This window comes from Kribbella sp. NPDC026611 (assembly GCF_040638345.1).
Classification (GTDB): domain Bacteria; phylum Actinomycetota; class Actinomycetes; order Propionibacteriales; family Kribbellaceae; genus Kribbella.
Window position 1 is genome coordinate 877,702 of the sequence record NZ_JBEZYC010000003.1, and the last position, 24,071, is coordinate 901,772.

General features: G+C 68.7%; 25 protein-coding genes. 10 read left to right on the plus strand and 15 right to left on the minus strand.

The features are described from left to right. Nucleotides 1–184 precede the first annotated feature (184 nt). The 4 genes from AB0E69_RS16160 to AB0E69_RS16175 form a co-directional block, all read right to left on the minus strand. A complete protein-coding gene (locus tag AB0E69_RS16160; protein WP_360145319.1) occupies nt 185–1,483 on the minus strand; it encodes a hypothetical protein in 1,299 nt (432 codons plus the stop codon). Nucleotides 1,484–1,563: 80 nt separating this feature from the next. Continuing rightward, nucleotides 1,564–2,028, minus strand: coding sequence for a bifunctional nuclease family protein (locus tag AB0E69_RS16165; protein WP_360145322.1), 465 nt, complete (start codon nt 2,026–2,028; stop codon nt 1,564–1,566). A 160-nt stretch (nt 2,029–2,188) separates the two neighbouring features. Next, nucleotides 2,189–3,067 (minus strand): NUDIX domain-containing protein, encoded by an 879-nt coding sequence (locus AB0E69_RS16170; protein ID WP_360145325.1) that lies wholly within the window; start codon nt 3,065–3,067, stop codon nt 2,189–2,191. 28 nt (nt 3,068–3,095) lie between these two features. Further along, a complete protein-coding gene (locus AB0E69_RS16175; RefSeq protein ID WP_360145328.1) occupies nt 3,096–5,255 on the minus strand; it encodes an RNA degradosome polyphosphate kinase in 2,160 nt (719 codons plus the stop codon). 98 nt (nt 5,256–5,353) lie between these two features. Here AB0E69_RS16175 and AB0E69_RS16180 point away from each other — a divergent pair, with 98 nt between their 5' ends. Continuing rightward, complete coding sequence (locus AB0E69_RS16180) at nt 5,354–6,850, plus strand: alpha/beta hydrolase fold domain-containing protein (protein ID WP_360145331.1); 1,497 nt, start codon at nt 5,354–5,356, stop codon at nt 6,848–6,850. Here AB0E69_RS16180 and AB0E69_RS16185 read toward each other — a convergent pair. The 3 genes from AB0E69_RS16185 to mshD all read right to left on the minus strand — a co-directional run bounded on the left by AB0E69_RS16185 (nt 6,847) and on the right by mshD (nt 9,618). Continuing rightward, nucleotides 6,847–7,749, minus strand: coding sequence for a hypothetical protein (locus AB0E69_RS16185; protein ID WP_360145334.1), 903 nt, complete (start codon nt 7,747–7,749; stop codon nt 6,847–6,849). The two genes, AB0E69_RS16180 and AB0E69_RS16185, sit on opposite strands and share 4 nt — an antisense overlap. Further along, nucleotides 7,746–8,363, minus strand: coding sequence for a DUF6318 family protein (locus tag AB0E69_RS16190; RefSeq protein ID WP_360145337.1), 618 nt, complete (start codon nt 8,361–8,363; stop codon nt 7,746–7,748). Before AB0E69_RS16190 ends, AB0E69_RS16185 begins: the two co-directional genes overlap by 4 nt. A 319-nt stretch (nt 8,364–8,682) precedes the next feature. After that, nucleotides 8,683–9,618, minus strand: a complete 936-nt coding sequence (gene mshD, locus AB0E69_RS16195) for a mycothiol synthase (RefSeq protein WP_360145340.1) — start codon at nt 9,616–9,618, stop codon at nt 8,683–8,685. A 142-nt stretch (nt 9,619–9,760) separates the two neighbouring features. Between mshD and AB0E69_RS16200 the strand changes: the two genes are divergently transcribed. Beyond that, nucleotides 9,761–11,683 carry a bifunctional metallophosphatase/5'-nucleotidase gene (locus tag AB0E69_RS16200; RefSeq protein ID WP_360145343.1) on the plus strand — a complete coding sequence of 641 codons (1,923 nt, stop codon included), beginning with the start codon at nt 9,761–9,763 and terminating at the stop codon, nt 11,681–11,683. A 111-nt stretch (nt 11,684–11,794) separates the two neighbouring features. Here the strand turns inward: AB0E69_RS16200 and AB0E69_RS16205 are convergent, their stop codons facing one another. The 3 genes from AB0E69_RS16205 to AB0E69_RS16215 are packed head-to-tail and all read right to left on the minus strand — an operon-like array spanning nt 11,795 to nt 15,044. Beyond that, nucleotides 11,795–13,801 (minus strand): hypothetical protein, encoded by a 2,007-nt coding sequence (locus tag AB0E69_RS16205; protein ID WP_360145346.1) that lies wholly within the window; start codon nt 13,799–13,801, stop codon nt 11,795–11,797. After that, entirely contained in the window at nt 13,798–14,520 is a 723-nt protein-coding gene (locus AB0E69_RS16210; protein ID WP_360145349.1) for a hypothetical protein, read from the minus strand. The genes AB0E69_RS16205 and AB0E69_RS16210 overlap by 4 nt, the downstream gene beginning before the upstream one ends. Beyond that, nucleotides 14,517–15,044, minus strand: coding sequence for an RNA polymerase sigma factor (locus AB0E69_RS16215; protein ID WP_360145352.1), 528 nt, complete (start codon nt 15,042–15,044; stop codon nt 14,517–14,519). Before AB0E69_RS16215 ends, AB0E69_RS16210 begins: the two co-directional genes overlap by 4 nt. 147 nt (nt 15,045–15,191) lie before the next feature. Here AB0E69_RS16215 and AB0E69_RS16220 point away from each other — a divergent pair, with 147 nt between their 5' ends. Next, the gene (locus AB0E69_RS16220; RefSeq protein WP_360145355.1) at nt 15,192–15,566 is read left to right on the plus strand and encodes a hypothetical protein; all 375 of its coding nucleotides are present in this window, start codon (nt 15,192–15,194) and stop codon (nt 15,564–15,566) included. Between the two features lie 20 nt (nt 15,567–15,586). Here AB0E69_RS16220 and AB0E69_RS16225 read toward each other — a convergent pair whose 3' ends face one another. Then, nucleotides 15,587–16,297 (minus strand): response regulator transcription factor, encoded by a 711-nt coding sequence (locus AB0E69_RS16225; protein ID WP_360145358.1) that lies wholly within the window; start codon nt 16,295–16,297, stop codon nt 15,587–15,589. A gap of 162 nt (nt 16,298–16,459) precedes the next feature. On the opposite strand from AB0E69_RS16225, the gene AB0E69_RS16230 reads away from it, so the two are divergent. Together AB0E69_RS16230 and AB0E69_RS16235 are read left to right on the plus strand one after the other, a co-directional pair. Then, nucleotides 16,460–16,699, plus strand: coding sequence for a MoaD/ThiS family protein (locus AB0E69_RS16230; protein ID WP_360145361.1), 240 nt, complete (start codon nt 16,460–16,462; stop codon nt 16,697–16,699). Between the two features lie 94 nt (nt 16,700–16,793). Further along, nucleotides 16,794–18,164, plus strand: coding sequence for a hypothetical protein (locus AB0E69_RS16235; RefSeq protein ID WP_360145966.1), 1,371 nt, complete (start codon nt 16,794–16,796; stop codon nt 18,162–18,164). Here AB0E69_RS16235 and AB0E69_RS16240 read toward each other — a convergent pair. Genes AB0E69_RS16240 through arfB form a run of 4 tightly spaced genes read right to left on the minus strand, consistent with a single transcriptional unit; the run spans nt 18,118 to nt 20,378 of the window. Beyond that, the gene (locus tag AB0E69_RS16240) at nt 18,118–18,723 is read right to left on the minus strand and encodes a hypothetical protein (protein WP_360145364.1); all 606 of its coding nucleotides are present in this window, start codon (nt 18,721–18,723) and stop codon (nt 18,118–18,120) included. The genes AB0E69_RS16235 and AB0E69_RS16240 overlap by 47 nt on opposite strands. Then, on the minus strand, nt 18,720–19,286 hold the full coding sequence (locus AB0E69_RS16245; RefSeq protein ID WP_360145367.1) for a hypothetical protein: 567 nt from the start codon (nt 19,284–19,286) through the stop codon (nt 18,720–18,722). The genes AB0E69_RS16240 and AB0E69_RS16245 overlap by 4 nt, the downstream gene beginning before the upstream one ends. Further along, the gene (locus tag AB0E69_RS16250; protein WP_360145370.1) at nt 19,283–19,921 is read right to left on the minus strand and encodes a hypothetical protein; all 639 of its coding nucleotides are present in this window, start codon (nt 19,919–19,921) and stop codon (nt 19,283–19,285) included. Before AB0E69_RS16250 ends, AB0E69_RS16245 begins: the two co-directional genes overlap by 4 nt. A 31-nt stretch (nt 19,922–19,952) precedes the next feature. Further along, nucleotides 19,953–20,378, minus strand: a complete 426-nt coding sequence (gene arfB / locus AB0E69_RS16255; protein WP_360145373.1) for an alternative ribosome rescue aminoacyl-tRNA hydrolase ArfB — start codon at nt 20,376–20,378, stop codon at nt 19,953–19,955. Nucleotides 20,379–20,444: 66 nt separating this feature from the next. Here arfB and AB0E69_RS16260 point away from each other — a divergent pair, with 66 nt between their 5' ends. The 5 genes from AB0E69_RS16260 (at nt 20,445) to AB0E69_RS16280 (ending at nt 23,757) form a co-directional block, all read left to right on the plus strand. Continuing rightward, the gene (locus AB0E69_RS16260) at nt 20,445–20,882 is read left to right on the plus strand and encodes a thioredoxin family protein (protein WP_360145376.1); all 438 of its coding nucleotides are present in this window, start codon (nt 20,445–20,447) and stop codon (nt 20,880–20,882) included. Nucleotides 20,883–20,943: 61 nt separating this feature from the next. Further along, complete coding sequence (locus AB0E69_RS16265) at nt 20,944–21,867, plus strand: RDD family protein (protein ID WP_360145379.1); 924 nt, start codon at nt 20,944–20,946, stop codon at nt 21,865–21,867. 283 nt (nt 21,868–22,150) lie between these two features. Beyond that, nucleotides 22,151–22,597 carry a DUF4395 domain-containing protein gene (locus AB0E69_RS16270; protein ID WP_360145382.1) on the plus strand — a complete coding sequence of 149 codons (447 nt, stop codon included), beginning with the start codon at nt 22,151–22,153 and terminating at the stop codon, nt 22,595–22,597. A gap of 12 nt (nt 22,598–22,609) precedes the next feature. Then, nucleotides 22,610–23,458: a sulfurtransferase gene (locus AB0E69_RS16275; RefSeq protein WP_360145385.1), complete on the plus strand. Its 849-nt coding sequence runs from the start codon at nt 22,610–22,612 to the stop codon at nt 23,456–23,458. A gap of 2 nt (nt 23,459–23,460) precedes the next feature. Beyond that, nucleotides 23,461–23,757, plus strand: coding sequence for a DUF1416 domain-containing protein (locus AB0E69_RS16280; RefSeq protein ID WP_360145388.1), 297 nt, complete (start codon nt 23,461–23,463; stop codon nt 23,755–23,757). Nucleotides 23,758–24,071 lie beyond the last annotated feature (314 nt).

Below are 24,071 nucleotides of genomic sequence, written 5' to 3' on the forward strand. Positions count from 1 at the left end.
TCCACAGACGGTAGGGAGAGCAGGTGTCCGAGCGGTCCGTCGCCGGTGAACGAGCGGTGAACGATTCCGATAGCGTGTGCGACGTATGGCGTGCCGACAGGCGGCCAACAGGTGAACTGAGTGAGCATTTGTAACTTTCAGTCACGGCAAGCCGGTATTCGCTCACGTTTTGGTAACGCAGGGCTCATCGCACCGTCAGCGTGAAGGCACGACTCCCGGTGGTCTCGACCGGCAATCCGTAGTACATCATCCCCGGCACCGCGACCCGGTACGTAGTCGTCGTACCCCGACCGGCAGCACGCACGGACATCGTCGCCTTGCCCTTGGTGATCGGCACCGTCAGCACGCTCCGCCAGGACTTCCCGTCCCATCGCTGCAACGCGCCCTTCACCGTCCCGGCGGGGGCCACATTCACGGTGAGCTTGACGATCTGGCCGACCTGGGCGGTGGTGACGTTGAACCCGGCCGCGTTGAAGCGCGCCATTGTCCGGGTCGACTGCGCAGCGGTGGACGACGCGGGAGTCAGCGTGACGGCGTTCTGGTCGAGCCGCTTGCGGGCCGGCACCCAGAGCCGGAACTGTCGGCCACCCACCGAGGTGATCCAGGTCGGGAACGAGCTCGTGGTGCCACCGGTGTAGCGACCGACAGTCGTCCACGGCGCGGTAGCCGTCGGCCGGGCCTGCAGCCAGACCGGGATCGAACTGTCGCGCTGCTCGGCACAGGTACAGAAGTACTCGTCCAAGGAGCTGTTGATCTTCACGTAGTCGCCGAACGTCGTCTGAGCGGGTACGGCGAACTTCCCGGCCATCGTGCCCACGGACACCTGCCGGTGCGCCGGCTCGTGCCCGAGGTACCACGCACCCCAGGCGTTCCCGGCCTCGAGCGAGATGTTCGAGGGCCGCGGCCTGGGCGGCAGAACGCCGGTCAGGCTGCCGACGGTGAGCGGGATCCGCTCCTGCTGGCTGGGATCCGCCGGGACCGGCCCCGCGATCCGCGCGCGGATGTACTCGGGGTAGTCCGGGTGGTCCATCGGGTCGTCCGGCGTGGTGTCGGGGTGCGGAGGCGTCTGGCTCCACCGGAGCCGGACGGAGAGGTCGGGCAGCAGGTCGGCGTCCTGGACGAACGGGAAGCCGGGCCGCCAGGTGTCGAAGTACGCCGTCGGCGTCGCGGCGCTCTCGACGGTGCCGACCCGGCTCGTCACGGTCAGCCTGACCCGGTCCTGCTCGAGGAAGTCCGGGTAGAACAAGATGCCGTTCGGCTCGTTCCCGAACACGATGGTCTGGACATCGGTCCGGTTCAGATCCGGGTACTCCACCCGGATCAGGTTCGTTTCGCCGGCATCGTGCCAGGTGATCTTGAGGATCTGGCCCGCCCAGGTGACCTGGACGTCGGTCGGTGCCGGCGGCGGAGCGGCGTTGGCCGGCAGGGCCTGGCCCGCGATGAGCAGGGCGAGTGCGGCGACGACGGCGACGGTTCTGCGCATGAGACCCCCAGGTCAGAGACGCCTGGTGGCCACCCCTGCCGCCAGTGCGCTTGCGGATCGTACGCACTGGGCGGGGTCAGTCAGCTGGAAAAGTCTTCGGGGGCGACGCTGTCGAGGAACTGGCGGAACCGTTCCAGCTCGGCCTGTTCTTCTTCGGGGGTGGCGACGCCGGCTTCGCGGAGGACCTCTTCGGTGCAGCGGATCGGCGTACCCAGACGGACGGCCAGGGCGACCGAGTCGCTCGGGCGGGCCGAGACCCGGGCGCCGTTGGCGAGGACGAGCTCGGCGAAGAAGACCGCGTCCCGGAGCTCGACGATCTCGACGGCCTCGATGTGGACGCCGAACGCCTGGATCAGGTCGCGCATCAGGTCGTGGGTGAGCGGGCGCGACGGACGCAGGCCCTGCTCCTCGTAGGCGATCGCGGTGGCCTCGACCGAGCCGATCGAGATCGGCAGGTAGCGGTAGCCCTCGGTCTCCCGCAGCATCATCACCGGGGCCCGGTTGGGCGATTCCATCCGGATCCCGATCAGTGTCAGTTCTCGCATCATCGTCATGGTGCGCCCCGAACCTCTCCTCAGACCGGCACCCGGTGGGGCGCCGGCTCCTCGGGTAGGAACATACCCGTCACCTCCAGTGTCACCCGGACGCACCTTCGGGTGTGCCCGGATCGTCACCCAGCCGTGTCACACCGTGGTGTTCCGACCGTCAGAGTGCCCCGAAACGCTCGTGCACAAGCCGTCCGTCGGCCAGCCGATGGGCCACCACGAAGGATCCGGTGGCGAACTTGCCCACCTTCAGCCCGAGCTCCCGGGACAGCGCCGGCAGCACCGGCCGGTGCGAGCAGACGACGGTCACCTTCCCCGGCTTCCACGCCCGCTCGGCCAGGCCACGCAGCCCGTCCGGATCAGCGTCGTACCCACGCTCGGAGATCTCCGGCCAGAGGTGGATGTGCCGCTCGATGCCCCCGGCGTACGGCGCGACCGTCGACACGCACCGCTCCGCGTCGCTGCTGATCACCCGGTCCACGCCCAGTGCGCCCAGCACGTCGGCCAGCCGCTCGGCGACTCCTTCGCCCACCCGGGACAGCGGACGCAGAGTGTCCTTGCCGTCCCAGTCCTTGCGCTTGACCGCGTCGGCGTGCCGGACCAGCACCAGCGAGGCAACGACCGGTACAGCGCCCTCGAGCGCGTCCACGATGTCCACGTCCCGCGGGTAACTGAGCCTGATCCGCGCCTTGTCCACCGGCAACCAGGCGATCTCGTCCACCTCGTCGTTCGGCTGGAAGCTGCTCTCCCGGACCGGTACGGCGGACCAGTAGTGCACCAGCTTCTCCGCCGTACTGCCGTTCTTGCGGATCGCGTACCGCTGCACGCCGAGCGGTGGACCGAGGATCGCGCGCTCCCCGGTCTCCTCCTCGATCTCGCGCTGCGCAGCGAGCAGGACGTGCTCGTTCGCGGTCAGCTTGCCTTTCGGCAGGGACCAGTCGTCGTACCGGGGCCGGTGCACCAGCAGCACCTGCCGGGCGCCGCGGTACTCGCGCCAGACAACTCCCCCCGCGGCGATGACAGTCGCCGGGTTGCTCATGCAATCACCCTAGAAGTCGCTCCGCGGTCTAGGTAATCGGGTCCACGGTTCGGCGGCGGCCGCGCGTCGCGATCAGCCGCTCCTGAAGGTCGCGCAACGGTTCGCCGTCCGGTTTGGTCAGCCTGGGCTGCCAGCTGTCGTCCGCCTGCAGCCACCAGGAGCCGGTGCCCTCGTCCATGGCCAGGTCAAACATCTCACCGAGCTCGCTGACGTGGTCCTGCTCCTTCAGCTGCACCAGGACCTCGACGCGACGGTCCAGGTTGCGGTGCATCAGGTCGGCGGACCCGATCCACACCTCCGGCTCGCCACCGTTCTCGAACAGGAACACCCGGCTGTGCTCGAGGAACCGGCCCAGGATGCTGCGCACCTGGATGTTCTCCGACAGACCGGGTACGCCGGGACGCAGCGTGCAGATGCCCCGGATCCACAGGTCCACGGGTACGCCGGCCTGCGACGCCCGGTAGAGCCCGTCGCACAGGGCCTCGTCGACCAGGCTGTTCACCTTGATCCGGATCCTGGCCGGACGACCGGCCAGGTGGTGCTGCACCTCGCGGTCGATCCGCTCGATGAGCCCACGCCGTACCGACTGCGGGGCGACCAGGATCCGCCGGTAGCCAGCGCTGCGGCCGAAGCCGGACAGGTGGTTGAAGAGCAGGGCGACGTCCTCGGTGACCACCTTGTCGCTGGTGAGCAGCCCCAGGTCCTCGTAGAGCCGTGCCGTCTTCGGGTGGTAGTTGCCGGTACCGATGTGGGCGTAGCGGCGCAGGCCGTCGGGCTCGTCGCGGACGACCATGGACAGCTTGCAGTGCGTCTTGAGACCGATGACGCCGTACACGACGTGGCAGCCGGCATGCTCGAGCTGACGGGCCCACTTGATGTTCGCCTGCTCGTCGAAGCGGGCCTGGATCTCTACGAGGACCAGGACCTGCTTGCCGGCCTCGGCGGCGTCGATGAGGGCGTCGACGATCGGTGAGTCACCACTGGTCCGGTACAGCGTCTGCTTGATCGCCAGCACGTGCGGGTCGGCCGCGGCCTGCTCGATGAAGCGCTGCACGCTGGTGGAGAACGAGTCGTACGGGTGGTGGACCAGCACGTCGCGCTGCTTGAGCGCGTGGAACATGTCCGCCGGGTTGGCCGTCTCGACCTCGGCCAGGTGCGGGTGGGTCGACGGTACGAACGCCGGGTACTTCAGCTCGGCCCGGTCCAGGCTGGCGATGGTGAACAGGCCACGGAGGTCCAGCGGGCCGGGCAGCTCGAACACCTCTGCCTCGGTGACGCCCAGCTCGGACAGCAGCAACGCCTTCACCTGCGGGTCGATCGACTCCTCCACCTCGAGCCGGACGGGCGGACCGAACCTCCGGCGCAGCAGCTCCTTCTCCAGAGCGGCCAGCAGGTTCTCCGCGTCGTCCTCCTCGACCTCGAGGTCCTCGTTGCGGGTGACGCGGAACGTGTGGTTCTGGGTGACCTCCATGCCCGGGAACAGCTGGCCCAGGTGCGTCGCGATCACGTCCTCGAGCGGTACGAACCGGCCCTCGGCGACCCTCACGAAGCGGGGGAGCAGCGGCGGAACCTTGACCCGGGCGAAGTGCTCACCGCCGGTGTCGGGGTTGCGGACCACGACGGCCAGGTTGAGGCTCAGGCCGGAGATGTACGGGAAAGGGTGCGACGGGTCGACCGCCAGCGGGGTCAGCACCGGGAAGACGCGGTCCCGGAAGAACCGGGTCATGTCTTCGCGCTCGTCGTGCTGCAGCTCGTCCCAGCGGAGGATCTCGATACCCTGCTCGACCAGCGCCGGCTGGACGGACTTCCGCCAGGTCTCCGCGTGCCGGTCCATCAGCTCACGGCTCTTCGCCAGGCTGCGGTCCAGGACCTCGCGGGGGAGCAGGCCGCTGGCCGCCTTCACCGCGACACCGGCCACGATCCGTCGCTTCAGGCCCGCGACCCGGACCATGTAGAACTCGTCCAGGTTGCTGGCGAAGATGGCGAGGAACTTGGCTCGCTCGAGCAGCGGGATCTTCTCGTTCTCCGCGAGCTCGAGGACGCGCTGGTTGAACGCGAGCCAGCTCAGCTCGCGATCGGAGAACCGGTGCACCGGTAGGTCGCCGGCCGCACTGATGTCGTACGGCGGCTCGACGTCGTACTCCCGGTTGTGGGATGCCAGCAAGTCTCCAGCCACGCCGACCAGCATCCCATCCTTTCGTGAACGAGGGGTAGCCGTCTGCGGATTGGCCGGTGTGACGTTTTCGTTGCCTACACGCAGGGGTGCGGTTGCTAGCGTCGGTTCTTGTGAATCCACGACTGGAATCGGTACTCCGCGGCGCGCTCTCGGCCGTACAGACGAACGCTCTGACCCCGCTGTACGCCCTCCCCACCACGGTCCGCCGGCGCCTGGCCGGCACCCCGATCCAGATCGACGGCAACACCCTCGACCCCGAGCTCCAACTCCTCCTCCGCGTCGAGTCGTTGTTGCCCCACACAACAAAATCCGACGCCGCGACGGCTCGCACCCACCTCCGAACCCTCACCAACCTCGTCTCCGGCACCCCCACCGAACTACACCGAGTAACCGCCCTAACCGTGAAGGGCGCAGCAGGCCAACTGGGAGCCCGCCTATACGTACCCCGCCCGACCGAGGTGGGTCTCCGGCCGTCCGGTTCGCGCCCGACTCCGGCCGATGCGGGTGACCGGTCGTCCGGATCGCGCTCGACTCCGGCTGAATCGGGTGCGCGGCTGGCTGGATCACGATCGACTTCAGGCGAGAGCGGTCAGCCGGGTGACCGGTCGGACGGACCGCGCTCGGCCGCGGCTGAGGCGGATGCCGGGAGGGATGTGCCGAGCTCGGCTCCGGGTGAGGCGGATGCGCGGCCGTCCGGTTCGCTCCCGGCTTCGGTTGAGGCCGATGCCCGGACGGATGTGCCGCACTCGGCTTCGGCTGAGGTGGGTGCCGGGGCGGATGTGTCGCGCTCGACTTCGGGTGAGGGGGGTCAGGTGGGTGACCGGCCGGCGCCAGTTGGGGCGGGTGAGGAGGGCGAGCGGACCGGCGTACCGCCGCGGCGGGGGCGGAGCGATGGACCTGGTGGGTTGCTTGTGTTCTTCCATGGGGGTGGGTGGGTTGTTGGTGACCTGGAGACACACGACGGCCTTTGCCGGGCGATCGCGGCGGATGCCGGTATCAAGGTGCTTTCGGTCGACTACCGCCTGGCACCGGAGGCCCCAGCTCCGACCGCAGCCGAGGACGCGATCGCGGCGTTCACCTGGGCGGTCGACCACGCGGAAGACCTAGGCGTAGACCCGGACCTCATCGCAGTAGGCGGCGACAGCGCCGGCGGCAACCTGGCCGCGGTGGTCGCCCAGCAATGCGTATGGCGCGGTCTGCCGCGCCCAGCACTCCAGGTCCTCATCTACCCGGCGGTCGACCTGGTAGCCCGCCGCCCCAGCCGGGACCTCTTCTCGGAGGGCTTCATCCTCACCGAGCACGACATCATCTGGTACCGAGATCACTACACCCCCGACCCCACCATCCGCCCCGACCCGATCGTCTCCCCCCTCCGAGCCGAAGACCTCTCCGACCTACCCCCCACCTACCTGACCACAGCAGGCTTCGACCCCCTCCGAGACGAAGGCATCGCGTACGCCCAGGCCCTAACAGCCGCCGGCAACCAGGTAACCCACGCCCACCACCCCGCCCTAACCCACGGCTACGCCAACCTCCTAACCCTCCCCGGCACCACCCGCGAGGCCCACACCCACCTAACAACCCACCTCCGCAAAGCCCTCCACTAACCCCCAGGCCCCACCAACACAGGCACCGCCTCCCGAACCAGGAGAGGGGTCACCGGACCGGTGACTGGGATCGTGCCGGCAACGGTTCGCCAGCCTGCGCCGCCGACGAAGAATCGCGCGGTATAGATGACCGTGACGGTCAAACCGACCGAGCCACGTTTCATGTACTTGTGCGTGATGTCCTTCGCCGGATAAGGCCGGCCGGCCTTCAGAGTGGCAAGCCTCGACCCGTCACCGAACGTCCAGAGGTACTTCACCGGGGTTGCTTCGACCAGGACGGGAAACCCGAGCACGCGAACCCAGTTCGCAGTCACCCCGTTGTCGTCGGTGTACACGATGGTGTCCAGATTGACGAGGGTTCGCTCCCTCGGCTGCACCTTGACAGTCAGGGCCGGAAACAGGACATCCTTGCTCTCGGTGAGGACCTGCTCCCACGTCACTTCCTGCGGCTGTGGAATGCGCTGCCGGGTGACTGCCGTCTGGGTGGGCTTCTCGGGTTGTTGCGGCCGATCCGGCTGGTAAGGCTGGCACCTGGTAGGACCTGGAATGGTGCCGTCGTTCTGTTCTCTGCCGCACATGCCGATGTTCAGCCGGGTTGTCTTCCGCCTCGTGGACGACGCCGTCGTGACGCTCGACATCTCTGGACGATGCAACGAGGGGGTCCCGGTCGTCTTCTTGCGGTGCGGTGTCCCGACAGGTGTGCCGACATCGAGACGCGACTTCTTGGATTGGCGTCCACGCAACTGGATGCCCGATGTCGTCGTGTTCCCGGTGATCGTTGGCGCCGGAGTCGAGTTCGGGCCGGTCGCTGCTGCCGAAGTGGACAACGCGGCGACTTGCACTCCGAGCAACGTTCCTGCCGTTGCCGCCGCCAGGATGATCGACGCGAGGCGGCTCATCGTTCCTCGAACAACATCTCGTACATCACCCAGTTCTGGCCCTTCGGCGACAGGGAGATCGTGTCCGTGTACTCCGCCGGCTTGGAGATGATGGGTTTCGACGTCGGTGAGTTCTTCGTGGTGAAGGTTCCAACCGCGATGACGGCGGAGCCACCTACCCGCCCGGTCGATCCACGGACGAGCTGAGAGACGTCCTTGACACGTTCCCGGTAGTCCCCGCTGATGCCGCCGTTGGCCTCGTTTACTTTCGCCACGTACTGGGCGTAGTCGTTACATCCCTCGCACCCAGACTCGCTGGCAGAGAGCAGTGCCGCGGTGTCTCCGGTCGCGGCCGCGTAGTTCTTGAGATCGATGTAGTACCGATAGAAAGCCTCCGCTGCGCCGAGGGTTAGCCCATCCGCGGCCGCCGGGCGTGTGGGCGGAGCGCTTGCCGGAGCAGACGGGGTCGAGCTGGGGCTACCTGATGGCGTGCTTTCGGAAGTATCGCTTGAGCTTGGCGGGGGCGCGGTGTCGGGGTGGCCGGCTTCGGGGCTGCCGGAGGTGCAGGCAGCTGTCAGGACGGCCGTCGTCAGGCAGGTCAGGAGCAGAGACGGCTGCCTGTTGCGGTTAGTCACCTTTGTCACCTCTCCGTAGTCGACTTGATGGTAGTCGGGTCCGGGGGGTGGAGGTGGGGGCGGAAGGTGGGGGTTGTGGATAAGTGGGGCCAGGAGCCGGCCGGCTGGGGGGTTTGTGGCGCGGTCGGCTCCTGGTAGGGGTGGGACGGGGTGGGGTGGGGGTTATGACGCGGGGTGAGGGGTTGAGTGCGGTGTGAGGTCGTTCACATGGTCACCCGGCTCCCGCCGTCACCCGGCTCTTGCCGTCAGTCGGGCCCGCCGTCACTCGGCCCGCCGTCACTCGGCCCGCCGTCACTCGGGCCCGCCGTCACTCAGGCCGTCACTCAGGCCCGTCGCTCGGGTGGGCGGGGGTGGGGGTGTATTGGACGTCTAGGGCGGCTGTGGTGAAGCCGAGGGTGGTGTAGAGGTGGTGGGCGGCTTTGTTGGTGCCGTCTACGTAGAGGGTGATGGTGTTCAGGTGGCGGGTTTCTTGGAGGTGGTGGAGGCCTTGGAGGGTCAGGGCTTTGCCTAGGCCGAGGCCTTGGTGGGTGGGGGAGACGCCTACTACGTAGACCTCGCCTTCGTCGTTCTCGACCTTGGTCCAGTGGAAGCCGGCGATGGTGTTGTTGCTCTCGTCAACGGCGAGGAAGAAGCCCTCAGGGTCGAACCATGGCTGTTGCAGGCGCTCTGCGAGGTCCGCGGCGGTCCAGCTGCCTTGTTCTGGGTGGTCGGCGAAGGCTGCCGCGTTCACCTCCAGCCACGCCGCGTCATCCTGTCCAGGAACGAAAGTGCGTACGGCGATACCGTCCGGCCACACCGGGTCCGGCAGCTCGGCTCTCGTACGGCGGAGGAAGTACAGCTCCCGCGTGACCTCGAGCCCCAGCCGCTCCGCCAGCTCATCCGCCCCGGGCAGCCGCCCGTGTGCCCACACGTGCGTCCGCAGGCCGCCGTGGTCGAGCAGCATGCGCAACAGCGCCGTACCGTAGCCCTTCCGTCGAGCCTCCGGGCCGACGAACAGCTCGGCTGACCCGTCCGGTGACAGGGCGCCGTACCCGACCAGGTTGCGGGCGCTCTGCAGGCCGGTGACCTCGATCGTGCCTGGTTCGCCCTCGTACGCGAGGACGTGGAGGTCGTCCGGGTGCTCGCCGTCGAGGTGGAGCAGGGTACGTTCGGACAGCGGATTGACGCCGTCGCTGTGCGCGGTCGCGCGAGCGAGCTGCGTGACGGCGGCCGCGGTGGCCGGGGGCAACGGTGAGGGAACGGCTTCGAGAGTCACGTGAGTACCGTAAAAGGTCCTACTCAGTTCATGCTCAGGTCCTTGGCCGGGTCGTGCACATCCGGGTAACTTTCCGGGACCGCGACGAAAAGCGGCACCACCGCTACCGCGGTGACCGAGACGACGGAGCAACGGAGCAGAGATGGCCTTGACAGGACGAGACAGGACGCGGCTGGGCGGACGGCGGGTGGCCGGCCTGGTCGCCGCCGGGACGGCCGCGGTGCTCGCCATGGCCGCGGGGGGATCCGTGACCCAGGCAGCCGGTACGACGCAGTCGGGTACGGCGGCACAGGCACCGCGGGCAGCAGCCGCAGCCGCAGCCGCACCGCAGCCGATCGTGGCGCAATCCGACGTTTCCCAGATGTACCTGGACGAGGTACAGGCGATCCAGGCCAAGGCGGCCCAGGCGAGGAAGCCGAAGCCGACGCACACGCAGATCCAGTTGCTGGCGATCAACGACTTCCACGGCAACCTGGAGCCGGCGACCGGCTCGGGCGGCAACATCAACGGCGTACCGGCCGGCGGCGCGGTGTATCTCGCGACGCACCTGAAGCAGCTGCGCGCGGCTGCCAAGGCCAAGGGGCAGGACTCGGTGACGGTCGCGGCCGGTGACCTGATCGGCGCCTCGCCGCTGCTGTCGGCCGCGTTCCACGACGAGCCGACGATCGAGGCGCTGAACGGGATGGGTCTCGAGGTTGCGTCGGTGGGCAACCACGAGTTCGACGAGGGGTGGCACGAGCTGCTCCGGATGCAGACCGGCGGCTGCCTGCCGGACGGCGACGGGGCGAACAACCAGAACTCCTGCCCGGACCTGGAGCACCCGTTCCCGGGCGCCAAGTTCAAGTACCTCTCGGCGAACGTGTTCTTCGAGAACACCCAGCGGACGCTGTTCGCGCCCTACTCGATCAAGACCTTCGCGGACGGCCAGAAGGTCGGCTTCATCGGGATGACGCTGGAGAACACGCCGAACATCGTCACCAAGTCCGGCGTCGCGGGCCTCACCTTCAAGGACGAGGTCGAGACCGCGAACGCGCTGGTCCCGGTGCTGAAGAAGAAGGGCGTGAAGTCGATCGTCGTGCTGCTGCACGAGGGCGGCTTCCCGGCCGACCCGAAGGCGTACAACAGCTGCCCGGGCATCTCCGGTCCGGTCGTCGACATCAACGCCGGCCTGGACCCGGAGATCGACGCGATCGTCTCGGGGCACACCCACCAGGCGTACAACTGCTCCCTGCCGGACAAGGCCGGCAAGCCGCGACTCGTCACCAGCGCGTCCTCGTTTGGCCGGTTGGTCACCGAGGTCCGGCTGAGCGTCGACAACGCGACCGGTGACGTCGACCGGGTGAACACGCTGGCGAACAACCAGATCGTCACCCGGGACGTGGTGCCGGACCAGCGGACCAGCGACCTGATCGCGAAGTACAACGCGCTGGTGGCCCCGATCAAGAACAAGGTGATCGGCCACATCACCACTCCGTCGGTCGTCCGTACGCCGGACGACTCGCTGGAGTCGCCGCTGGGCAACCTGATCGCGGATGCGCAGCTGGCCGACCCGACGGTCGTCTCGGGCGGGAAGACGCCGGTCGCGGCCTTCATGAACCCGGGCGGGATCCGCGCCGACCTGGCGTCGACCGGCGGTGAGGTGACCTTCGGGGACGCGTTCACCGTGCAGCCGTTCAACAACTTCCTGGTCTCGATGGACATGACCGGCGCGCAGATCAAGGCGCTGCTGGAGCAGCAGTTCTCCGGGCTGAACGGTCCGGACGCGCCGAAGTTCAAGGTGCTGCAGGTCGCGGGGATCACCTACACCTGGAACCCGGCCGCCGCGGCGGGGTCGAAGGTCGTCGCCGGGTCGATCAAGATCGGTGGGCAGCCGCTGGTGGACGGGACGTCGTACCGGATCGTCACGAACAACTTCCTGTCCGACGGCGGTGACGGCTTCCCGGCCTTCACAACGGCGACGAACAAGGTGTTCGGCGGGCTCGACATCGACGCATTCGCGAACTACCTGACCGCGCACGACCCGTACACGCCGGTCCCGACAGACCGGATCTCGATCGGTTCCTGAGATCTCGCGGTTCGTGAGCACTCGCGGTTCCTGAGATCTCGGTCGGCTCCTGAGCAGTCGATCCCGCTGGGCCGGTATGCCTCACCGCTAGGCATACCGGCCCGGACGGGATCAGGGCAGGCGGTATGCGTTGACGACCGTCTGGTCGACAGTGGCGCCGTCCGTGGCGGTCGCTTCGGCTCGCAACGAGGCCGTCCCGGGGCCGTGCGGATACCGAACCAGCGCGAAACGGGAGCGCCCGGAGCCGACGACGCGTACGCGGCTCCAGGTGACGCCGCGGTCGAAGGACACCCTGACCCGAAGGCTGCGCAGCGCAGCCGTGGACTCGACACCGACCGGGCGCGGCGCACCCTTGATCGGCTCATTGCGGAGATCCAGCGGCGGCAGGAAACGGACGGACGGTAGGCGGATCGGGGTTTGCGCGTTCGGCGACGACTGAGACGACGACCGGAAGGTCCACGTCGTGCTGACCGCGGTCGCCAGCGTGGTGAAGTCTCGCTCGGCGTGCACGGTCAGGCGGAACTGCGCGGAGCCTCCCGGCACCTCGAACGCGTTGTGTTCCAGTTGATCCGAGCCGCCGAGTTGCACACCATCACGCGTCAGGACGAGCCGGACCTTGCGGTACGACGACGTACCGGCATGCCCGCTCAGATCGCCGTACAGCCGGGGCGCGACCGTCATCGTGTCTCCGAGACGCGTGACTCCTGCCTCGGGGGTGAAGCCGGCGACGTTCCACCGCTCGCTGTACCGATGCCCGGCGCGATAAGGGGCCGGCGACTGCTGTTGGCTGACGATTGCTTCGGGCTCCGGATCCCCGGGGGTGAATTCGGTCAGCTGATTGGCCCAGCGGACCGGTCCCGCGTAGCGCTCGATGCGGGTGAACGGGGCTGTCACCGCATCCGCCACGTGCCCGAACCTGCCGTACGGCGGTAACTCGAAGATGCTGCTCTTCGCCGCCGGCCGCCCTGGGACCACCGCGCCGTGGGCAGCCCGGACAGTGCTCAGGTCCGCCTCGCGCACGACCCGGCGGAATCCGGTGACGAGGCGGCCGTCTTCGGGCCAGGCGGCGGCGTACACGGTGTTCTTCGCCGGATCGGAGTAGTACGCGGCGATCGCAGACCTGAGGTGATCCGCGGGGAGCGCGGGGCCGATCTGCGCGGTGTACAGGCCCGATTGGCTGCCGATCGTCGTGATCACCGGCCCACGATCGGTGCGCCGCCAGTAGTTCGCGGTCATGGTCTGCAGGGCGGCACCCGGATCGGGTACGGCGACCGTGACCGGTCTCGCGACCCTCGCGTCGGCGACGACGGTGGTGTCCGCGGTGACCTCGAGAGCCGGGTTCAGCATCAGGCTGGTGCTGCGCTCGTCGGTCCCTGCGACGGGGGTGTCCACCGTGGTCTCCATCGAGTACTGACCGACGGGGAGCTCGACCTTTGCCGTGCCGTCGGGGCCGGGCTGCACGAGGCGGATCACGTTCGAATGGACACCGAAGAGGAACGTCATAGCCTCGTTGGCTGGCCGGCCGGCGCGATCCCGATACCGGATCGTCAACACCGCCGCACCGGCGCCGTCCCCCGTGTCCCGGACCCCGGTGTCCCGGACCCCGGCGCCACGGACTCCGGTGCTTCCGGCCCCAGTGGACCGGGTTGAGGTGGTCTTGTAGGCGTGCAGGTGGGTCAGTTCGAAGTCGTCGAGGCTCGCCGTTCCGGTAGCGATTGCGGACGTTGCATCGGCGGGAAGGACGTAGTGGCGGCCACCGACCGAGGTGATCCGGTACGGCACCTTGGCGCGGCCGGGACCCGGCGTGAAGTCGAAGTGGGTCAGTCCACGGTCCGTCAGAACCGTGTCTCCCGTCGGCAGTCGAACCCTCAGCGGCTCCGAAGCATGGACCGCTTGACCCGTGAACGACGGTTCCGCGGTGGTGACCGAAAGCCCCGCGGCCGTACGAACCGGACGGCTGGTCGCAGCGTGGGCTGTCGGACTCGGCGGAGCGGTGCTGGCGTGGACTGCGGTGCTGGCGTGGACTGCGGTGGTGGCCTGGACCGCGGTGCTGGCTGACAGGCCGGCGGCGCCGACAGCGATCGTGGCCCACAGTGCGATCCGCGTCAGGCGGCTCACCGGCCACCGCCCCCGCCCGTACCGCTCCCGCCACCTGAGGTCGACGCGGTCGAGCCGGTGGACGGCATCCGAGGACGGGACGGATCCTGGAGGCGTTCGCCGGGTCGTGCGGCCCGCCCGAAGGTCAGACTGACAGTGGCAGCCGTGTCGGTCGAGATTCGGATGACGATCATGCAGCGCGCCGGCGTCACCACGCAGTCGACTGCTCCCGGACCAGTGCCGACGAGATCGGACCGCACCTCCGCCGGCTGGTTCGGCTCGGTATCCATCGAGATCAGCTGTCCGACGTGGATCGGTGCGACCGGTACGAATTCCAGGTCCAGATCCTTGCCCACGGCACGGAACGCCTCGGTGTAGCGGTCGTGATCGGCGTACGGGTCCTTGATTCTGGCGACGAAGTCGTCACCGTCCCGCGTCACCTCGATGGCCGAGTTGGCGTACGACGACGCGCCGCCCACGCCGTCACCAAGGATCGGCCCGACGACGGCGGCCGTGCTGGCCGCCACCAGCAAGCCAGCGGCGAGAGCTGTCCGACGGCGGCGACGAGCGGTCGGATCCGGTGCCGCGAGCCGACCCGCTGCACGATCTTCGCTGCCTGCGGTGGTGATGCCGAACAACAGCTCCTGCGCGGCCGGGGTGCCGGCGATGTCGACCAGGTCGTCGTCGCGGACGCGGGCCAACGCCCCGATCCGGCTGTCCAGCGGATGATTGGCGGTCATGGGGTCCTCGCAGTAGTTGTCGGTTCGCTGGCGTTGGAGAGTGCGTGGGAGAGCCGTCGCCGGGCGCGGTGCAGCCGGATGCGGACGGCGTTGCGCGAGCAGCCCAGTACCGTGGCGATCTCGCCGGTGCCGAGACCTTCCCAGGCCACCAGGGACAGCAACTCGCGGTCCGCGGGCGGCAAGGCGCGGAATGCGCGGCCGACGACCGCGAGCTCGCCGTCGTCTCGGGGCTGCTCTTCGTAAACCTCCGCAACCTCCGCAGCCAGCCTGGCGGACAGGTCCCGCCGACGGCCGGCCCGGCGGCGGTGGTTCGCCAGGACCTTGCGGGCCACGCCATACAGCCAGAGCCTGGCCTCGTCCCCGTCCGGTACGGCGCTCAGCCGCCGCCACGCGATCGCGAACGTCTCGGCGGCTACGTCGGCAGCGTCCTCGGCGTTGTCACACCGCCGGAGCGCGTAGCCGAGCACCTGTGGCAGCGTCGCGGCGTACAAGGCTTCGAAGCGCTGCCGGTGATCGTCAGCCACCTGCTTGTCCCTTCCTCGTCCTCCCACACAGGGCTACATGTCGGGACCTTCGGGACCATTTCAGCCGAGACGGGGTTCTGGGCGGCGTTGTTGTTCCGTCGGGGTGACTGGTACCTTGCGTACTCGGTTCTTTACGGAAGGTGAGCGATGGCGCACGTTGCTCCTACTTCGCATCGGCGCGCGACGCGGGCGTCGCATCGCGGACGGCGCATGGACGAGCGGGCCGGCGGGGTGGTGGACGGCGCGTACGGCATCACCGAGAACGACGCCCTCGAAGCCGAGGACGGACCGGTTCAGACCAGTTCCTGGCTGGGGCTGACGTTCGCGTTCGTGGTGGGGCTGGTGCTCAGCGCCCAGGGCCACGTGGGTGTGCACGCGGCGGGAGTGACGCTGCTCGTGATGCTGGTGCCGATCACCTTCGGCGCTTTCGTTGCGGCGTTCCGGCGCGGGTTCGGGACGGTGATCGCGTCGCTGACGACGGCGGCCGCCCTGCTGTACGTACTGGTGAAGTTCTTCTTCTGAAGGGCGCGCCGAGGATTCGGCTAAGCCGTGGACTCGACCGGTTCGCGCGCGGCGGACGGCGGGACGACGAAGCGGTAGCCGACGTTGCGGACGGTGCCGATCAGCGACTCGTGCTCGGGGCCGAGCTTCGCGCGCAGGCGGCGGACGTGGACGTCGACCGTGCGGGTGCCGCCGAAGTAGTCGTAGCCCCAGACTTCCTGGAGGAGCTGCTCGCGGGTGAACACCCGGCCGGGGTGCTGCGCGAGGAACTTGAAGAGCTCGAACTCCTTGTAGGTCAGGTCGAGCGCGCGCCCGTTCAGCTTCGCGGTGTACGACGCCTCGTCGATGACCACGTCGCCGCTGCGGATCAGGCTGGACTCGGGCTCGTCGTTGCGGACCGCGGCCAGCCGGCCGATCACCAGCCGGAGCCGGGCCTCGATCTCGGCCGGGCCGGCGGTGTCGAGAAGTACGTCGTCGGCGCCCCAGTCCGCGTTCACCGCGGTCAGGCCGCCCTCGGTGACGACCAGGATCAGCGGTACGTCGATACCGGTGGTCCGGATCAGCCGGGACACGCTCCGGACGGCGACCAGGTCACGGCGGGCGTCGAGGAGAACGGCATCCGCGTCCGGCGCGTCGACCAGAGCGGCCACCTCGGCGGACAGGATCCGGATCTGGTGCGGGAGCAGGGCCAGCGACGGCAGCACCTCCGCGGAGGCCTGCAGCGCGTTCGTCAGCAGCAGCAAGGTGCTCACGCGGTCTCCAAATGCTGGTCATCGGATCCGATGGACGCGATCCGGTCCTCCTGCACGTCAGGCCCCGGCGGCGTCGTTGCCGGGGGCCTGAGACACACTGGGTGCAACAGCAAGCTGACATAATAGCCGAAGACTTAACCGATTAGTGAGGCGTCCGACCACATGCCGGAAGTCACCATCAGGTACTTCGCTGCCGCGCGCTCGGCCGCGGGTGCGTCCTCGGCCACCGCCGAGGCCGGCTCGATCCGCGAGCTCGTCACGACGGTGTCGGCCGATCGGCCCGAGCTCGCACGGGTGCTGTCCATCTGCACGTTCCTCCTCGACGGCGAACGCGCCGAGCCGAGCACGCTGCTCGCGGCAGGCGCCCAGGTCGACGCCCTCCCACCCTTCGCCGGCGGCTGAGCCCCAGGCTGAGCCCCCGGCTGAGCCCCCCGCACAGCCCGGCACAGCGCGGCACGGAGGGGACCTCGGGGAAGGTACATTCTTCGCCGTGGCGATGGAGTCGGGGACGTTGCTCACTACGGTGGGGCGCGCGGGGGTCTTGTTCGGGAAGGCCTGGCCGCGCCTGTTCGCCGTCTTTCTCGTCGCCCAGCTCGCGCACCGCGGGCTCCAGTGGGTTGCGGTCGAGGCCGGCGCCAAGGCGCAAGCCGCAGGTATCGCCGTGCTCGCGTTGCTCGTGGTCGTCTCGCTTGCGATGTACGTCACCATGTTTCTGGTACTGCGCGGCGAGCTCCCCTTCCACCGCCGCGCTGTCAACGAAGGCGTCCTCGCCCCGGACGGGGTCGAGCCGGGCAAGGAGCATCGCCCGCTGGACGCGTTGACCGTCGCGCTGCTCCCGTTCCTCGCGTTCTACGCCGCATACAAGTTCCTTCAGAACGAAGCGCTCGATTACGAGTACCAACTCGCCGTCCACAAGGTGAACGAGACCGCGGCCACTATCTTCAACGGCGGTACGGCGCCACAGGACTCCGAGGGCCTGCAGACGCTCTCCACCTGGTTGTTCATCGGCCTCGGCGTCACGGCGTACCTGCTCCGGCTGCTGTTCAAGAAGTGGCGCAAGGGTAAGGAGGGCCCGGTCCGCCGGCTGTTCGTCACGTACCTCGAAGCCCTCTGGCTGTTCGTCGTCGCGTACCAGGCCGCCGCGTTCATCCCGTCGCCGAAGTCGTGGCTCGAGGAGCGCGTGGTCTGGCAGTGGATCCACGACTCCTACCTCTGGGTTCTCGACCACCTGCTCGGCGTCAGCCAGGTCCGCGAGGTCTGGGACGCCGTCACCGGGTTCGTGGCGGCCGGCATCGGTGACCTGTGGAGCGCCGCCGTCCTCCCGCTGATGTGGATCACCATGACCGCGGTCATCTACGGCCGCGCGGTCCAGAAGCTGGAGAAACCGCGGTGGCGGTTCGACCGGATCACGCACCGCTGGCAGCAGACGCCGCGGTTCGTCCGCGCGGCCGGCAACTCGGTCGTTGCCGACTGGAAGGACCGTTGGACTCCGGTCGTCGACGCGTTCCGCCTGGTGGTCCGGTCCGGCCTGCGGCCGATGCTCGGCTACTTCCTCGCCTGGGCGATCGTCACGTTCGCGGCGAGCGCGGTCTGGATCATGCTCAAGCTGTGGGTGCTCGGCCCGCACACGCTGCAGTTCTGGCTGGTCATCGACGAGCCGCTCAACCTGGTCACCGACGGGCTGAAGATCATGCTCCAGGTCAGCCTGCTGGCCGCGGCGTACGACCGGATGATCGGCGGCGTCGCCGGCTACCTGAGCCGTACCCACGCGGTGCACCAGCAGCCGGAAGGCGATCAGGGCGTCACCGACCTGAGCGCCGCTACCTCTGGAATGCCAGGTACTGAGGAAGCTTCGTCGCCCAGGTGATCGTCGGCTGCACCGACCCGGCCACCGACTTCGGTACGACGAACACCGCCACCGTCTCGAACGGCTTGCCCGGCGTCGGCTTGACGTAGTACTGCGCGAGCGGACCCCGGAAGCTCTGCGGCTTGTCGTCGTACCCGCCGGTGCACCCGGTCGGCCGGTCCTGGTAGGCGTCGGCGACTGCGGTCTCGTCCCACACCCGGCCGTCCGGCGCCCGCAGGTGTATCTGGCACCCGCCGAGACCCTCCAGGGCTGAGGCCTTGTCGATCTTCAGCCGGAAGTACACCCGGATCCGCGTGGTGCCCTCCGGCAGCTCGTCAGGTAGCCCGTCCTTGGACGGCTGGGGGTTCTCCTCGAGGCTCGCGGCGTACCAGGTGGCGCCGTTGTACGACGTACCGCCCGCCGCGACGTTCACCGGATCGCGGGGCTCGTTGTCGTACCAGGACTTGTAGTCGCTCCGGGTGGTCCACCAACCGGCCAGCGGGATCGCCAGCACCAGCGTCGCGAACGCGGCACCGTTCTTGCGGAACCACCCGCGCCTGGCCCGGCGCGCGCCGCTCACGTGTCGCTCGCCGGGGTCAAGGTCACGACGTCCTTCACCGCGGGCGCGTCCGGGCCGAGTGGGACGGTGGCCTGCGGCTCGAGGTCGTTCAGGATCGCCTTCTCCATCACCTGCAACGTTGCCCCCGGCACCTTGTCGGCCGGCATCTCGACCACGAACGACCCGCGTACCGGGATGTCCGGCGCCAGCTCGGCGCCGGTCAGGTCGACCTCGTTCAGGCCGTTGCGGTTCGAGCCGAGGTAGACCACGCCGTCGGACGACTTGATCCGGACGGAGTTGATGTGGATCGGTTCCCGGGTGGCGGTGAGGACCGCGTTGACCACCACGAAGTCGGTCAGCGAGTCGCGGTCCGGCGTCGAGTGCGGCACCCGGAGCTTCTTGCCGACCTGGACGTCCTCGACGGTCAGGTCGAACCGCGGCGTCTTGACCGCGCGGCCGACGATCCCCTTCACCGGCACGGGTTCCTGGATGTCCTTCTGCGTGGGCGTGAACCGGTAGAGCCCGACGATCGCGACCAGCACGGCCAGCGTCAGCCCGGTGTTCAGCACCTTCCGGCCGGTCACTTGGTGTTGTCCTTCACCTTGACCGTGCTGTCCGCGACGAGCTTGTCCGGCAGCCACTTCTCGTGGTGGTCCAGGAGCGACTCGTCCTCGTGCTCGTAGCCCTGCACGGTCAGCTTGACCTCGGTCGGCAGTTCCTTGGCCTTGGGCAACTTCCACACGTACGCGACGTCCTCGCCGGCGTCCGGGGTCAGTACCGGGCTCATCGTCTCGTCGCGCAGGTTGGTGGTGCCGAGCGGCGGCTCGTCGTCCTTGATCCCCGGTACGCCGATCAGCCGGATCAGGTCGGCGGGCGGCGTCGTACCGAGGTCGTCGGTGAGCTTGAGCTTCGTCACGACCGCGATCAGCGCTCCGCCGTCGTCCGGCGTGAACAGCGGCTTGAGGTCCTTCACGGTGACCACGCGCTGGATGGTGACCTCGAACTGGCCGGCGTCGATCGCGGTACCGGCGTCCACCCGCGGGGTCTCGTCACCCGCCTTCTTGAGCCCGCCGAAGGCCGCGGAGATGGCCAGCAGTACGGCGCCGGCGCTGATCGCCCAGGTCCGCACGGACCGGCCGCGCACCTTCAGGTCCTGCAGTTCGCCGAGCTCCTCCTCCTCCGGCTCCTGCCCAGCTCCCCCGCTCCCCGTTTCCTGCACGGCGGTAAGACTAACCAGCCAGAGGGCCGCCCTAGTCCCGCGGCCGGCCGCGGAGCTTCTTCGTCTGGCCCCTGCGCTTCTTGTCGTCCAGCCGGCGCCGCACCGACGCCTTGCTCGGCTTGGTCGGCCGCCTCTTCCTGGGCGGGGGAGCGATCGCCTCCCGGATCAGCTCGGCCAGCCGCTCCCGGGCGGCCTCCCGGTTGCGCCACTGCGACTTGTACTCCGACGCAGCGATCGTCACGACCCCGTCGACCAGCCGCGACTGCAGCCGCTCGAGCGCACGGGCCTTCAGTACGTCGCTCAGCGCCGTCGTAGCCGCCACGTCGAAGCTCAGCTCGACGCGGCTGTCCGTGGTGTTCACCGACTGCCCACCCGGTCCACCGGACCGCGAGAACCGCCAACCCAGCTCCGCGTCCGGGATCACCACCCCCGACCGGACCTCCAATCCACTCTCCACCGCCCTATTGTCCCGTCCGAGGCGTGAAACGGGCAGTTGAATACCGAACGGGCAGTCGTACCGTGGATGATTGTGAGTCTCGGAGCGTGGGTCCTGGTCGCGGCGGTCGCCGCCGGCCTGGTGCTCAGCGTGCTCAAGGCCTGGATCGACGGACGGTTCCGGGGGAAGGGCGAGGACGACGTGGAGCGGCTGACGGCTGCGGAGGTCGGCGGCGAGCTCGGGGAGCGGGCGACGCTGCTGCAGTTCTCCTCGGCCTTTTGTGCGCCCTGCCGGGCGACCCGGCGGACGCTGGCCGAGGTCGAGGGCATGGTCGAAGGGGTTCGGCACGTCGAGCTGGACGCGGAGTCCCACCTGGACCTGGTCCGGCGGCTCGACATCCTGCGGACGCCGACGACGCTCGTGCTGGACAGCACCGGAGCAGTCGTGAAACGCGCCAGCGGTGCGCCCCGGAAGCCCGACGTGATCGCCGCGCTGGCGACCGCGATCGACCGGCAGGCCAGCTGACTCGCGTCCGTTACGTGCCACCGAATAGCCGTTGCGCCCCTCCGTACGCGAGACTTTGCCGGTGAGCAATCCAGCCGGTTGGTACGACGACCCCCAGGACCCGTCCCAGCAGCGTTATTGGGACGGCAGCACGTGGATGGAGCAGCGCCGCCCGCAGCAGGGACCAGCGCCGGCGCAGCACGGACAGGTGTACGGCGGCGGAGCGGGTCAGTTCCCGCAGTACGGTCAGGAGCCGCCGCAGCAGGAGGAGCCGCCGCAGTACGGCCAGCGGATCCCGCAGTACGGCCAGCAAGCTCCGCAGTACGGCCAGCAAGCTCCGCAGTACGGCCAGCAGGCGCCGCAGTACGGGCAGCAGTACGGCCAACCGCAGTACGGGCAGTACGGTCCGCACCAGCAGCAGCCGGGCTACCCCGGTCCGGGTTACGGCTACCCCGGCAAGGCGGTGCACACGACTCCGGACGGGCAGCTGCTCTCCGGCTGGTGGCGCCGGGTCTGGGCCCGCGTCATCGACGGCCTGCTCGCCGGCCTCATCGCGCTGCCGCTGACCGGGTACTTCTACTACCGGTACTTCCAGGTCGTCCTCGACTACTTCAACGACACCGTCGACGCCAGCTCGTCCGGTACGCCGCCGACGTCGTTCGGCCTGCCGTCCGAGGCGTACCAGTGGATGATCCCGATCGTCGCTCTCGGCCTGCTGGTCAGCTTCGCCTACGAGTACCTCTTCCTCACCAAGAAGGGCGCGACGCCGGGCAAGATGGCACTCGGGATCGCCGTCCGGCTGCGCGACCGCCCCGGCAACCCGCCGGGCGTCGCCGTGCTCAAGCGGTACGGCCTCTACATGGGGATCAGCCTGCTTGCCGTGATCCCGGTCGTCGGGACGCTGTTCAGCTTCCTCGGACTGATCAACGACCTGTGGCCGCTCTGGGACGACAAGAAGCAGGCGCTGCACGACAAGGTGGCCGAGACCAACGTCGTCCGCACCTAGTCCACTCGCCGAGTCCACTATCTGACCAGTTGTCTCAGCCAATGGGACAACTGGCAGCAGGCCCAGCCACGTTCCGTACTCTCAAGGCGTGGTTTATACGACATGGCTGACCAAGCGCAGGGCAGTGGACAACTGCCGGATGCGCTCGTCGCTGTGTCGTCGCCGCTGACCAGGCGGCGTCCCGAGCGCTGCGGAACCGGTCGCTGAGCACGGTTCCGCGTACGTCGCCTCCCGCGTACCCGGGCGGTTTCCGGCTCGACACCCTCCTGCACCGGGAGTTGTCATGTCCGAACAACAGACGGCAGCCAAGGTCGATCCGCGCGGACTCAGGTTCGCGGCGGGGGTGACCACGGTCGTCCTGGCGTCGACGCTCGTCCTGAACAACCCCTGGCCGCTCGCGGTGCAGGCCGTCGTGTTCGCGATCTCGGTCGCGTTCGGCGTCCAGGCATCGCCGTACGGGTGGCTGTTCAAACGGCTGGTCCGGCCCCGGCTGGCCCCGCCGAAGGAGCTGGAGGACGCGGCCCCGCCGCGGTTCGCCCAGCTGGTCGGCCTCGGCTTCGCGGTCCTCGGTCTGGTCGGGTACCTGACCGGCGTGACCGTGCTGGGCGTGGTCGCCACCGGATTCGCCCTGGTCGCCGCGTTCGTGAACGCGGCCGTCGGGCTCTGCCTCGGCTGCGAGGCCTATCTGCTGATCCACCGCATTCGTACGCCAACCACCGCTACCAACTGAGAGGCAGCACACATGAGCAGGGAATCCGCGCTCGTCTCGGCCGACTGGGTCGAGGAGCACAAGTCCGACCCGACCGTGGTCCTGATCGAGGTCGACGAAGACGTCTCGGCGTACGACGCCGGCCACATCGCCGGCGCGATCAAGCTGGACTGGAAGCAGGACCTGCAGGACCCGGTCCGTCGCGACTTCGTGAACCAGCAGCAGTTCGAGGCGCTGCTGTCCGACCGCGGCGTGAAGAACGACGACACGGTCGTGCTGTACGGCGGTAACAACAACTGGTTCGCGTCCTACGCGTACTGGTACTTCAAGCTGTACGGCCACAGCGACGTCCGGCTGCTCGACGGCGGCCGCAAGCGCTGGGAGCTGGACAGCCGCGAGCTGACCGACGAGGTCGCGAAGCGCGAGGCGACCGAGTACAAGGCGCAGGCGCCGGACCTGAACATCCGCGCGTTCCGCGACGAGGTCGGCGACGCCATCGGCGTGAAGAACCTGGTGGACGTCCGGAGCCCGGACGAGTACGCCGGCCGGCTGCTCGCCCCGGCCCACCTGCCGCAGGAGCAGGCGCAGCGCGCCGGTCACATCCCGACCGCCGCGAACATCCCGTGGAGCAAGGCGGCCAACGACGACGGCACCTTCCGCTCCGACGACGAGCTGAAGCAGCTGTACGCCGACGCCGGCGTGGACTTCGGCAAGGACACGATCGCGTACTGCCGGATCGGCGAGCGGTCCGCGCACACCTGGTTCGTGCTGCACGAGCTCCTCGGCCAGCAGAACGTGAAGAACTACGACGGTTCCTGGACCGAGTGGGGCTCGCTGGTCGGCGTACCCGTTGCCCTCGGCGACGAGCCCGGGAAGGCGTGACCATGTGCGGAGCAAAGCAGGGCGGACTCGACCTCAAGGGCGTCGACGTCGACAAGGAAGCAGTCATCCAGGGCCAGGTGCTGCGCGGCGAGGAGCCGGTCGGCAACGCCTACGTCCGGTTGCTCGACGCAACCGGTGAGTTCACCGCCGAGGTCCCGACCTCGGCCACCGGGCACTTCCGGTTCTTCGCCAAGCCCGGCGAGTGGACGCTGCGGACGCTGGCGCCGAAGGCCGACCCGGTCGACCGCCAGGTGGTCGCGCAGTACGGGGCGGTCGCGGAAGTGGCCGTCACCGTCTGACCGTCCGCTCGTTACTGATGGTGCCACCACCACCCTCGGTGGCCCACCCTGAAGTAAGCACCGAAGGGCCCGGACCTTGCGCGTCCGGGCCCTTCGGCAGGTCCGGAACCGGCTGTGCAGACAGGGATTCCTGGTCATCACCCCGGAGTTACGGGTCGCGTGGAAAATCTCGTGCACCGAGCGGCCAGGTAACGGTTTGGTCTCGGAGCGAGGTCGACTCGTCACCTACCGCAATCGCCTGAGTTGAGTCTGTGTCCTGACCCGCCCAGCGGGTCACGTCATCACTCAGGGAGGAGGGGTCAATGCGACCCCGC

Coding starts and splice junctions, on each gene's coding strand:
- AB0E69_RS16160 (WP_360145319.1), bottom strand. CDS start 1,483: ATGCGCAGAACCGTCGCCGTCGTCGCCGCACTCGCCCTGCTCATCGCG.
- AB0E69_RS16165 (WP_360145322.1), bottom strand. CDS start 2,028: ATGCGAGAACTGACACTGATCGGGATCCGGATGGAATCGCCCAACCGG.
- AB0E69_RS16170 (WP_360145325.1), bottom strand. CDS start 3,067: ATGAGCAACCCGGCGACTGTCATCGCCGCGGGGGGAGTTGTCTGGCGC.
- AB0E69_RS16175 (WP_360145328.1), bottom strand. CDS start 5,255: ATGCTGGTCGGCGTGGCTGGAGACTTGCTGGCATCCCACAACCGGGAG.
- AB0E69_RS16185 (WP_360145334.1), bottom strand. CDS start 7,749: ATGAGCCGCCTCGCGTCGATCATCCTGGCGGCGGCAACGGCAGGAACG.
- AB0E69_RS16200 (WP_360145343.1), top strand. CDS start 9,761: ATGGCCTTGACAGGACGAGACAGGACGCGGCTGGGCGGACGGCGGGTG.
- AB0E69_RS16210 (WP_360145349.1), bottom strand. CDS start 14,520: ATGACCGCCAATCATCCGCTGGACAGCCGGATCGGGGCGTTGGCCCGC.
- AB0E69_RS16220 (WP_360145355.1), top strand. CDS start 15,192: ATGGCGCACGTTGCTCCTACTTCGCATCGGCGCGCGACGCGGGCGTCG.
- AB0E69_RS16230 (WP_360145361.1), top strand. CDS start 16,460: ATGCCGGAAGTCACCATCAGGTACTTCGCTGCCGCGCGCTCGGCCGCG.
- AB0E69_RS16235 (WP_360145966.1), top strand. CDS start 16,794: ATGGAGTCGGGGACGTTGCTCACTACGGTGGGGCGCGCGGGGGTCTTG.
- AB0E69_RS16260 (WP_360145376.1), top strand. CDS start 20,445: ATGATTGTGAGTCTCGGAGCGTGGGTCCTGGTCGCGGCGGTCGCCGCC.
- AB0E69_RS16270 (WP_360145382.1), top strand. CDS start 22,151: ATGTCCGAACAACAGACGGCAGCCAAGGTCGATCCGCGCGGACTCAGG.
- AB0E69_RS16275 (WP_360145385.1), top strand. CDS start 22,610: ATGAGCAGGGAATCCGCGCTCGTCTCGGCCGACTGGGTCGAGGAGCAC.
- AB0E69_RS16280 (WP_360145388.1), top strand. CDS start 23,461: ATGTGCGGAGCAAAGCAGGGCGGACTCGACCTCAAGGGCGTCGACGTC.